This is a genomic window from Salmonella sp. 5800 (genome assembly GCF_046558195.1).
Taxonomy (GTDB): Bacteria; Pseudomonadota; Gammaproteobacteria; order Enterobacterales; family Enterobacteriaceae; genus Salmonella; species Salmonella enterica.
Genome location: NZ_JBGDOX010000006.1, coordinates 265,275 through 275,198, shown reverse-complemented (window position 1 = coordinate 275,198; position 9,924 = coordinate 265,275). Strand labels below are relative to the sequence as shown.

Below are 9,924 nucleotides of genomic sequence, written 5' to 3'. Positions count from 1 at the left end.
ACCTTGTTATCCTAAATCCGCCATCAGCACCTTTGAACGTCGCTGATAGTTATACATTTTTTTCTTGCTCTCAGGCAGTAACTCAATATCGACAGGCGTGAAACCGCGCTCCTGGAACCAGTGAATACTGCGCGTCGTCAGCACAAACAATTTACGCAGCCCCATTTGCCGCGCCTGGGCGGCAACCCGCTCCAGAAGCACTTCTCCACGCGATGAGCTGCGGTAATCCGGATGTACCGCTACGCAGGCCATTTCGCCTATTTTCTCTTCCACAAAAGGATACAGCGCCGCGCAGGCGATAGTCATATTATCGCGCTGAATAATGGTAAATTTATCGATCTCCATCTCCAGTTGTTCACGGGAACGGCGTACCAGAATGCCCTGCTGTTCCAGTGGGCGGATAAGCTCCAGAATACCGCCAATATCGTTGATGGTAGCGCGGCGGATCTGCTCGGCGCTTTCCATGACGATCTGCGTACCGATACCATCACGCGAGAACAGTTCCTGTAATAGCGAGCCATCTTCCTGGTAGCTGATCAGATGGCAACGACGAACGCCGCTACGACAGGCTTTTACCGCGCCGCGCAAAAAACGTACGGTACCGGAGTTGTAATCGCCCTGCGCTTCCAACTCTTCCACCCGCGCCTGCGCTTCATTCGGGAAGAGTTCAGAAATGATGCCGCCCTCGCTATTGGTAACGCCCTGAGAAGAACAGAAACCGATCATTTTTTCCGCTTTCAGTTTAACGGCGAGTTGAGTGGCAATCTCTTCTGAGGTCAGATTAAAACTTTCGCCGGTCACTGAGACGGCGACCGGCCCCATCAGAACGATCGCGCCGTTATCCAACTGGCGGTTGATCGCATCTTCATCAATGCGCCGGATACGGCCGCTATGACAGTAGTCCACGCCATCATCAACGCCCAGCGGCTGCGCAATGGTGAAATTGCCGCTGACGACATTAATGTGCGCGCCCTGCAACGGCGTATTGTTCAGACTCATCGACAGACGGGCGGTAATATCAAGCTGGAGTAAACCGGCGGCCTGTTTCACCAGCTCCAGTGCTTTGGCGTCCGTCACCCGCGTGTTTTTGTGGTAAATCGGTTCATGATGATGCGCGGCCAGATTGGCGTCGATTTGTGGTCGCGCGCCATACACCACGACAAGGCGAATACCGAGGCTATGCAGTAGCCCGATATCGCTAACGATGCTGGAAAAATTGTCATGCTCAATGGCTTCGCCGCCGAGCATAATGACAAAGGTTTTTCCGCGATGGGTGTTGATATAGGGAACTGAATGGCGAAACCCTTCTACCAGTTCGGTTTTACGTTCCTTTATCATTGCGCGCCCCGCTAGCGAATTATTATTCGAAATTAGTGTATTTTTATTCTGTTTTTGCCCTCTGTGCAAGCGTAAATTTTATGCGGTCCGATCGCTTTTCTTAGTAATGCCGTGAATATAAAAAGAATGTTTACCCTTTTATAGATGACAGATTATGCGTCATTCGCTAAAGTTTCCGGTCAATTTGGATGAACTTTGTATGATCTCTATTTAGTTTTTGCTCGGGAGAAGCATGTCGGGAGCCAATTCAGCAATCAGCCGTCGCCGTTTACTACAAGGCGCGGGCGCCATGTGGCTATTAAGCGTGAGCCAGGTCGGGCTGGCTGCCGTAAGCCAGGTCGTTGCGGTGCGTATCTGGCCTGCGTCCAGCTATACCCGCGTCACGGTAGAGTCGAATCGTCTGCTGAAATATAAACAATTTGCCTTAAGTAACCCGGACCGCGTGGTAGTAGATATTGAGGATGTGAATCTGAACTCGGTGCTTAAAGGCATTGGCGCGCAGATTCGCAGCGACGATCCGTATATCAAATCCGCAAGGGTAGGGCAGTTTGATCCTAAGACTGTGCGTATGGTCTTTGAGCTAAAACAAAACGTGAAGCCGCAGCTATTTGCGCTGGCGCCTGTGGCAGGCTTTAAAGAACGTCTGGTGATGGATCTTTATCCTGCCAATGCGCAGGATATGCAGGATCCGCTGCTGGCGCTGCTGGAAGACTACAATAAAGGCGATCTGGATAAACAGGTGCCGCCTTCGCAAAGCGGGCCGCAGCCCGGTAAAGCGGGGCGCGACCGCCCCATTGTCATTATGCTTGATCCGGGACACGGTGGCGAAGACCCCGGCGCGATAGGCAAATACAAAACGCGTGAAAAAGACGTGGTGCTCCAGATAGCCCGCCGCCTGCGCGCGTTGATCGAAAAAGAAGGCAACATGAAGGTCTATATGACGCGCAATGAAGACATCTTCATTCCGTTAAAAGTCCGGGTGGCGAAAGCGCAGAAACAGCGCGCCGACCTGTTTGTCTCTATTCATGCGGATGCCTTCACCAGTCGGCAGCCTAGCGGTTCATCCGTATTCGCGCTATCGACCAAAGGCGCCACCAGTACCGCGGCGAAATATCTGGCGCAAACGCAGAACGCCTCGGACTTAATTGGCGGCGTGAGCAAAAGCGGTGACCGTTATGTCGACCATACGATGTTCGATATGGTGCAATCGCTGACCATTGCCGATAGTTTGAAATTCGGTAAAGCGGTGTTGAAGCAGCTTGGTAAAATTAATGACCTGCATAAAAACAAGGTCGAGCAGGCGGGGTTTGCGGTGTTAAAGGCGCCCGATATTCCGTCTATTCTGGTCGAGACGGCGTTTATCAGTAACATTGAAGAAGAACGCAAGCTCAAGACCGCGACGTTCCAGCAACAGGTCGCAGAGTCGATTCTGGCAGGCATTAAAGCGTATTTTGCTGATGGGGCGACGCTGGCGAGAAGAAGTTAACCTGAGATGACGGCGAGTTTATTGCGCGGGTAAGTAGGATGCTGCCCGCACTGTCGTTGCGGACCAGACGACAGATACAAAAAAACACCCGTAAGGGTGTTCATTAAGTTGGTTGCGGGGGCCGGATTTGAACCGACGACCTTCGGGTTATGAGCCCGACGAGCTACCAGGCTGCTCCACCCCGCGTCCGTCTAAACTTGCATTCTCATTGTAATTGGTTGCGGGGGCCGGATTTGAACCGACGACCTTCGGGTTATGAGCCCGACGAGCTACCAGGCTGCTCCACCCCGCGTCCGTGGATGCGCACTATACTCCGCTGAGCTTTTGTTGCAACCCTTTTTTCATATAAATCGCTAATTTCTCATGAATTGCGCAAATACACCGCAGATAGCGCGATTTTTAAACGAATTTACATAATGAGATCGCGATCGCATTTCATTACTTCGGACGGTTTGTTATCTTCACCGGGCACTTTCGATTACGCAGAAGACGAGACACCATGAAAGGACGTTGGGCAAAATATGTGGCGACAGGCGTAATGCTGGCAATGCTGGCTGCCTGTTCATCAAAACCGACCGATCGCGGTCAGCAATATAAGGACGGGAAATTTACCCAGCCCTTCTCCCTGGTAAACCAGCCGGACGCGGTGGGCGCGCCGATTAATGCTGGTGACTTTGCCGAGCAGGTCAATCAGATCCGTTCCGCGTCGCCGCGTTTATACACCAATCAAAGCAACGTCTATAACGCTGTCCAGAACTGGTTACGTTCCGGAGGCGATACGCGCACTATGCGTCAGTTTGGTATCGATGCCTGGCAGATGGAAGGCACCGACAACTACGGTAACGTCCAGTTCACGGGCTACTATACGCCCGTCGTTCAGGCTCGCCATACGCGCCAGGGCGCGTTCCAGTATCCTATCTATAGTATGCCGCCAAAACGCGGACGCTTACCGTCCCGCGCTCAGATCTACGCAGGCGCGCTGAGCGATAAGTACATCCTGGCCTGGAGTAATTCGCTGATGGATAACTTTATTATGGATGTCCAGGGCAGCGGTTATATTGATTTTGGTGATGGTAGTCCGCTGAACTTCTTTAGTTATGCCGGTAAAAACGGCTGGCCTTATCGCAGTATTGGTAAAGTGCTTATCGATCGCGGTGAAGTGAAAAAAGAAGATATGTCGATGCAGGCTATACGCGAATGGGGAGAGAAGCACAGCGAAGCGGAAGTGCGTGAATTACTGGAGCAGAACCCGTCGTTCGTCTTCTTTAAGCCGCAATCTTTTGCGCCGGTCAAAGGTGCCAGCGCTGTACCGCTGATTGGGCGAGCATCCGTCGCCTCCGACCGCAGCATCATTCCGCCTGGCACGACCTTGTTGGCGGAAGTACCGTTGCTGGATAACAACGGTAAATTTAGCGGTCAGTATGAGCTACGTTTGATGGTCGCGCTGGATGTCGGCGGAGCGATTAAAGGCCAGCACTTTGATATTTACCAGGGGATCGGCCCGGATGCCGGGCATCGTGCCGGATGGTATAATCACTATGGTCGCGTCTGGGTGTTAAAAAGCGCGCCGGGCGCCGGTAACGTGTTTAGCGGCTGATTGTGGTATTCTGCGACAACCGGATTGCCCGATAACGCGATCGCTATCGGGCCTGAAAATAGTGAGCAGGGGTGAGGAATAACCTCACCTTTTTTTATTCTGAGGTCATATGTCAGTGGTGATAAGTGATGCCTGGCGCCAACGCTTTGGCGGCACCGCGCGTCTGTACGGTGAAAAAGCGCTGCAGCGGTTTGCTGAGGCGCATATCTGCGTCGTGGGAATCGGCGGGGTGGGATCATGGGCGGCAGAGGCGCTGGCGCGTACGGGCATCGGTGCGATTACGCTGATTGATATGGACGATGTCTGCGTGACCAATACGAACCGTCAGATCCATGCGTTGCGTGATAACGTCGGGTTGGCGAAAGCGGAAGTGATGGCCGAACGGATTCGGCAAATTAACCCGGAGTGCCGGGTAACGGTTATCGATGATTTCATCACGCCGGATAATGTGGCGGGTTATATGGACGCGGGTTTTACCTATGTCATTGACGCCATTGACAGCGTTCGTCCAAAAGCCGCGCTGATTGCGTACTGTCGCCGATATAAGGTTCCTTTAGTGACCACTGGCGGCGCGGGCGGGCAGATCGATCCGACGCAAATCCAGGTCGCTGATTTGGCGAAAACCATCCAGGATCCGCTGGCGGCAAAACTGCGTGAGAGATTGAAACATAATTTTGGCGTAGTGAAGAACAGTAAAGGTAAGCTGGGCGTGGACTGCGTTTTTTCCACTGAAGCGCTGGTTTACCCACAGGCGGACGGTTCCGTATGCGCGATGAAAGCTACCGCAGAAGGGCCAAAACGGATGGATTGCGCCTCTGGCTTCGGCGCGGCGACGATGGTGACGGCAACGTTCGGTTTTGTCGCCGTTTCCCATGCGCTGAAGAAGATCATGGCTAAAGCGGCGCGACAAGAATAAAAGGACGGGGCGGAGTGTCACGCAGACGCGTATCCGGCCCTGCGCCCTTTGTTAGCGAAAGAAGCGCTGTACCCTGCCGAACACCGGTTTCAGACGGGCGCGGAGATAATGGGAATATAAATTTTCAGATATGCATAGAAACAACCCGAACCATACTGCACAAAAGCAGAGCAGTTCCGCGTAATTAATGTGCTCGCCAAATATCATAATGGCAAGTAAGAACTGTAAAGACGGCTCTATATATTGCGCCAGTCCGGTGACAATCAACGAGGTGTGATTTAACGCGATGGCAAATAATACCAGTGGAATGATCGTCACTGGCGCCGTCATGACATACAAAAAGAAAGGAGTATTAGCGGATATAATTGGTCCGCTATCGCTAAAGAGAAAGATTAATAGTGAGACAGGCAATGCCCATAATGTTTCAATCGTTATCGATGTCATCACATCATAATGTATAAACTTTCGCGCCAGTCCATATAGCGCAAATGATAATCCCATGGTTAGCGCCAGCGCCGGGAAATGCCGTAGCATGATAATTTGAAAAGTCAGGCCACAGACACCAGAAAAAACGGCGATGGCCTGAAACAACGACAGTTTTTCTTTAAGAAAAATGCATCCCAGCGCAATAACAAATAGCGGGTTGATAAAATAGCCGAGGCTGGCATCAAGTACCAGATGATGGGTTAGCGCATAAATAAAAGATGACCATGAGACAATCATCAAAAGTCCGGCGATCATGCAGAAGAAAAAAGATTTTTTATCTTTCCAGGCATCATGAAATCGCGTTCGCTGCCGAAATAACAACCTTACTGCCAGTAATAATGGAATTGACCAGAACACCCGGTATATCAATATTTGTGCGAGATTTCCCCCTGATAAATATTGATAATATAAAGGTGTTAACCCCCATAATATAAATGCCAGCACCACAAACATGGTACCGCTACGCAGATATTTTTCCACTTATCCATATCCTGTTATAACTTCACCCGATGCGTATGAATTTTCCAGTTCACCTGCTACGCTACATCGAGTGGCTTTATTTACTCTAAAATCTTCACGCCGTTTTAACATGGATTCTAACATTGTAATTTCATTGTGATAGCTGATAAAAATCAAAAGAATGTTTATCAGGGAAATCTGACGCCGAAACTAATAAAGTGACTGGATTATTTTATCTGCATCGCCTGACCGCCGCGGACGGCGCTGTCAGGCGACAGAATATTTACGCTATTTCAACCCTTATGCGTTGCGGCAACAATCGCTTCGCTCAGCGCGTTCAGCCCCTGACTACGTGAGGCGCTAAGCTGGGCGCGTAAACCCAGCTCATCAAACAGCGCCAGCGGTGAACGAGCCTGCAACTCGGCGGCGTTTTTTCCTTCCACCGCGGTGAGCAATACCGCCAGCAGGCCGCGGACAATCCGCCCCTCACTGTCGCCGAAAAAGTGCATCGTTCCGTTATCTGATCGGGTAAAGCCCAGCCAGACGCGGTTCTCGCAGCCGGCTATCTCTTTCGCCTGCGCTTTGCATTCATCCGGCAGAGCGGGGAGCTGTTTTCCTAACAGAATCAACTGACGATATTTATCCTCCCACTGGGTCAGCGGGAGAAAGATAGCGCGTAACGTCTCTTCCGTTACCGTTGTGCCGAACGGGTGTCCGGTATAAAGAGGGTTTGTCATTAATCCACCAGCAGTTCCAGCGCGCGGTCAACGGCGTTAACCAACGCATCCACATCATGTTGGGTATTATACGGCGCAAAAGAGGCGCGCAGAGTCCCTGTGACGCCAAGTTCCGCCAGCAATGGCTGGGCGCAATGTTGCCCGGCCCGGAGCGCAATACCGTATTCCGCCAGCAGCGTCACCATATCGCCGTGGTGCACGCCGACAAAATCAAAGGCCAGCAGGCTGGAGTCCTGGCAGCGGAACGAACGAAAGCCCGGGCGTTTCGCCAGTGCGTCTTCCGCCAGCGTCGCCAGCCCCCGGCTCCAGTTTTCGGCCTGTTCAATATCGATATCGGACAGCCATTCCAGCGCAGCGCTCAGGCCGATGACCCCGGCGACGTTCGGCGTCCCCGCTTCCAGTTTCCAGGGAGCGCTTTGAGTGGTGAAGCCTTCAAAGCTAACGTCACGGATCATCTTGCCGCCGCCGAGCCAGGGCGACATCGCCTCAAGAAGCTCCGGCTTACCGTACAGCACGCCGATACCGGTCGGGCCATACAGTTTGTGAGCGGAAAAAGCATAAAAATCGATATCAAGCTGCTGGACATCCGCCGGGAAGTGTACCGCGCCTTGCGCGCCATCCACCATCACGACCATTCCCGCTGCGTGAGCGGCGCTGATAGCGCTTGCGAGCTCCGGACAGCCGCCCGTTACGTTCGACATTTGCCCCAGCGCCAGAATCCGGCTGCGCGACGTGATCAGTTCCGGCAGACGCTCAACATCAGGAAGACGCCGGTCATTAAGCGGCAGTTTTATGACCTGCGCGCCGGTTTGTTGCGCCACCATCAGCCAGGGCACAAGGTTGGCGTGATGCTCGGCGACGCTAACGATAATTTCATCGCCGGGACGCAGACGAGGACGGGCGTAACACTGCGCCACCATGTTGATCGCTTCGGTGGTGCCGCGTGTCCAGACGATACTTTTTTCATCGGGCGCGTTTAACAGCCGCGCTGCTTTTGCTCTGGCCGCTTCATATTGCGTCGTCAGGCGCTGCGCCTGCGCAAACTGGCTACGATGAACGTTACCGGCGCTCAAACAATAAAACTGGTGCGTGGCGTCAATGACTGCCTGTGGCTTTAATGCCGTGGCGGCGCTATCGAGATAAACACCCGCATCGGCTAGCGCGGGAAACTGCGCGCGAAACTGCGTGGGATTAAAAGCGTTCATGATATTCCTCGGTTCAGTTTACCGATCGTGGCGTAAAAGCGCGGCTGATACAAGGTTTGTCCTAACCATCGGAATCGTCTGTATATCCTGGCGAATTATGTAAAGGAGGTTATGCTGAATAATGTTAGGCGAATGTTTAAGCCTGTTACGGAGTCCGCTTTAAATAGCACAAACAGCTTTAAGGAGAAGAAGATGAAAAAGACTGCCGCAATTATCTCTGCATGTATGCTGACTTTTGCCCTGAGCGCCTGTTCCGGTCCTAATTACGTTATGCACACCAATGATGGACGTAGCATTGTGACCGACGGTAAACCCCAGACCGATAACGATACCGGTATGATTTCGTATAAAGACGCTAATGGCAACAAACAGCAGATCAATCGTACTGACGTGAAAGAGATGGTGGCTCTGGAAAACTAACCGTTTGTTATACAAAAAAAAGCACCGCAATATGGCGGTGCTACATTAATCACTATGGACAGACAGGGTAAATGTACAGGAAGTGAAAAAGGGTAGTCTCGCTACCGTGGTCTGAATCGCAGACCAATTGCAAACACAACAACACAACATCACAACCGTAAGCCAAAAGCCCATCAGAACACGCATTCCGATAAAACTTTTCGTTCCGGCTCAGGAAGTGCCGCCACTATAGGTATTTGCTGGTAGAACCTCAACGGACAATTTATAATGTCTCAGATTAAAAAAACTAATAGGTTACATGTTGTTACCTATTTGTTAAATTCATTCGACATTAAGTCCAGAGGCCATGTCAAAACGATTACCTCCTTTAAATGCGTTACGCGTTTTTGATGCTGCCGCGCGCCATTTGAGCTTTACGCGAGCAGCGGAAGAACTTTTTGTGACGCAGGCCGCAGTAAGCCACCAAATTAAGTCACTTGAGGATTTTTTGGGGCTAAAACTGTTCCGCCGCCGCAATCGTTCGCTGCTGCTGACGGAAGAAGGCCAAAGCTATTTTCTCGACATTAAAGAGATATTTTCCCAGCTCACGGAAGCAACGCGTAAGCTCCAGGCGCGCAGTGCCAAAGGGGCGCTGACGGTGAGTTTACCGCCCAGTTTTGCCATCCAGTGGCTGGTGCCCAGGCTCTCCAGCTTTAACTCAGCTTATCCGGGAATTGACGTTCGGATACAAGCCGTTGACCGTCAGGAAGATAAACTGGCAGACGATGTCGATGTCGCGATTTTTTATGGCCGGGGAAACTGGCCGGGCTTGCGCGTCGAAAAATTATACGCAGAATATTTACTGCCCGTCTGTTCTCCTTTATTGCTCACAGGCGAAAAACCGTTAAAAACGCCGGAAGATCTGGCGAAACACACGTTATTGCACGATGCCTCCCGGCGTGACTGGCAGGCCTATACTCGTCAGTTAGGGCTCAACCATATTAACGTTCAGCAAGGGCCGATATTTAGCCACAGCGCGATGGTGCTACAGGCCGCTATTCACGGACAGGGGATCGCGCTGGCGAATAATGTTATGGCGCAGTCGGAAATTGAAGCCGGGCGACTGGTGTGTCCATTTAACGATGTTCTGGTGAGTAAGAATGCTTTTTATCTGGTTTGTCATGACAGCCAGGCAGAACTGGGTAAAATAGCCGCCTTCCGTCAGTGGATTTTGGCGAAGGCGGCGACGGAGCAAGAAAAATTCCGTTTTCGTTACGAACAATAATTAACTTAGGGTATGA

The 9,924-nt window shown here is 51.7% G+C and carries 9 protein-coding genes and 2 tRNA genes; 5 read left to right on the top strand and 6 right to left on the bottom strand.

The window, feature by feature from the left end:
* Nucleotides 1-6: 6 nt before the first annotated feature.
* Nucleotides 7-1,338, bottom strand: coding sequence for an amino-acid N-acetyltransferase (argA, locus tag ACLJZ5_RS13840; protein WP_000588964.1), 1,332 nt, complete (start codon nucleotides 1,336-1,338; stop codon nucleotides 7-9).
* Between the two features lie 232 nt (nucleotides 1,339-1,570).
* Between argA and amiC the strand changes: the two genes are divergently transcribed.
* Nucleotides 1,571-2,824 (top strand): N-acetylmuramoyl-L-alanine amidase AmiC, encoded by a 1,254-nt coding sequence (gene amiC, locus ACLJZ5_RS13835; protein ID WP_000011919.1) that lies wholly within the window; start codon nucleotides 1,571-1,573, stop codon nucleotides 2,822-2,824.
* A 109-nt stretch (nucleotides 2,825-2,933) separates the two neighbouring features.
* Here the strand turns inward: amiC and ACLJZ5_RS13830 are convergent.
* Nucleotides 2,934-3,010: transfer RNA gene (locus tag ACLJZ5_RS13830), tRNA-Met, on the bottom strand.
* A gap of 29 nt (nucleotides 3,011-3,039) precedes the next feature.
* A tRNA-Met gene (locus ACLJZ5_RS13825) sits at nucleotides 3,040-3,116 on the bottom strand.
* A gap of 207 nt (nucleotides 3,117-3,323) precedes the next feature.
* Between ACLJZ5_RS13825 and mltA the strand changes: the two genes are divergently transcribed.
* On the top strand, nucleotides 3,324-4,421 hold the full coding sequence (mltA, locus tag ACLJZ5_RS13820; protein ID WP_000678626.1) for a murein transglycosylase A: 1,098 nt from the start codon (nucleotides 3,324-3,326) through the stop codon (nucleotides 4,419-4,421).
* Between the two features lie 109 nt (nucleotides 4,422-4,530).
* Nucleotides 4,531-5,337, top strand: coding sequence for a tRNA cyclic N6-threonylcarbamoyladenosine(37) synthase TcdA (gene tcdA / locus ACLJZ5_RS13815; RefSeq protein ID WP_000117742.1), 807 nt, complete (start codon nucleotides 4,531-4,533; stop codon nucleotides 5,335-5,337).
* Nucleotides 5,338-5,388: 51 nt separating this feature from the next.
* Here the strand turns inward: tcdA and rarD are convergent, their stop codons facing one another.
* From rarD to csdA, 3 genes are all read right to left on the bottom strand, one after another.
* A complete protein-coding gene (gene rarD / locus ACLJZ5_RS13810; protein ID WP_077248417.1) occupies nucleotides 5,389-6,276 on the bottom strand; it encodes an EamA family transporter RarD in 888 nt (295 codons plus the stop codon).
* 299 nt (nucleotides 6,277-6,575) lie between these two features.
* Nucleotides 6,576-7,019, bottom strand: a complete 444-nt coding sequence (gene csdE, locus ACLJZ5_RS13805) for a cysteine desulfurase sulfur acceptor subunit CsdE (protein WP_000184198.1) — start codon at nucleotides 7,017-7,019, stop codon at nucleotides 6,576-6,578.
* Complete coding sequence (gene csdA, locus ACLJZ5_RS13800) at nucleotides 7,019-8,224, bottom strand: cysteine desulfurase CsdA (protein WP_024798419.1); 1,206 nt, start codon at nucleotides 8,222-8,224, stop codon at nucleotides 7,019-7,021. The genes csdE and csdA overlap by 1 nt, the downstream gene beginning before the upstream one ends.
* Before the next feature lie 192 nt (nucleotides 8,225-8,416).
* Between csdA and ACLJZ5_RS13795 the strand changes: the two genes are divergently transcribed.
* Entirely contained in the window at nucleotides 8,417-8,644 is a 228-nt protein-coding gene (locus tag ACLJZ5_RS13795) for a YgdI/YgdR family lipoprotein (RefSeq protein WP_000750393.1), read from the top strand.
* A gap of 346 nt (nucleotides 8,645-8,990) precedes the next feature.
* Nucleotides 8,991-9,908, top strand: a complete 918-nt coding sequence (gene gcvA, locus ACLJZ5_RS13790; protein ID WP_000044409.1) for a glycine cleavage system transcriptional regulator GcvA — start codon at nucleotides 8,991-8,993, stop codon at nucleotides 9,906-9,908.
* Nucleotides 9,909-9,924: the final 16 nt, after the last annotated feature.

Coding starts and splice junctions, on each gene's coding strand:
- gcvA (WP_000044409.1), top strand. CDS start 8,991: ATGTCAAAACGATTACCTCCTTTAAATGCGTTACGCGTTTTTGATGCT.
- amiC (WP_000011919.1), top strand. CDS start 1,571: ATGTCGGGAGCCAATTCAGCAATCAGCCGTCGCCGTTTACTACAAGGC.
- csdA (WP_024798419.1), bottom strand. CDS start 8,224: ATGAACGCTTTTAATCCCACGCAGTTTCGCGCGCAGTTTCCCGCGCTA.
- argA (WP_000588964.1), bottom strand. CDS start 1,338: ATGATAAAGGAACGTAAAACCGAACTGGTAGAAGGGTTTCGCCATTCA.
- rarD (WP_077248417.1), bottom strand. CDS start 6,276: ATGTTTGTGGTGCTGGCATTTATATTATGGGGGTTAACACCTTTATAT.
- ACLJZ5_RS13795 (WP_000750393.1), top strand. CDS start 8,417: ATGAAAAAGACTGCCGCAATTATCTCTGCATGTATGCTGACTTTTGCC.
- tcdA (WP_000117742.1), top strand. CDS start 4,531: ATGTCAGTGGTGATAAGTGATGCCTGGCGCCAACGCTTTGGCGGCACC.
- mltA (WP_000678626.1), top strand. CDS start 3,324: ATGAAAGGACGTTGGGCAAAATATGTGGCGACAGGCGTAATGCTGGCA.
- csdE (WP_000184198.1), bottom strand. CDS start 7,019: ATGACAAACCCTCTTTATACCGGACACCCGTTCGGCACAACGGTAACG.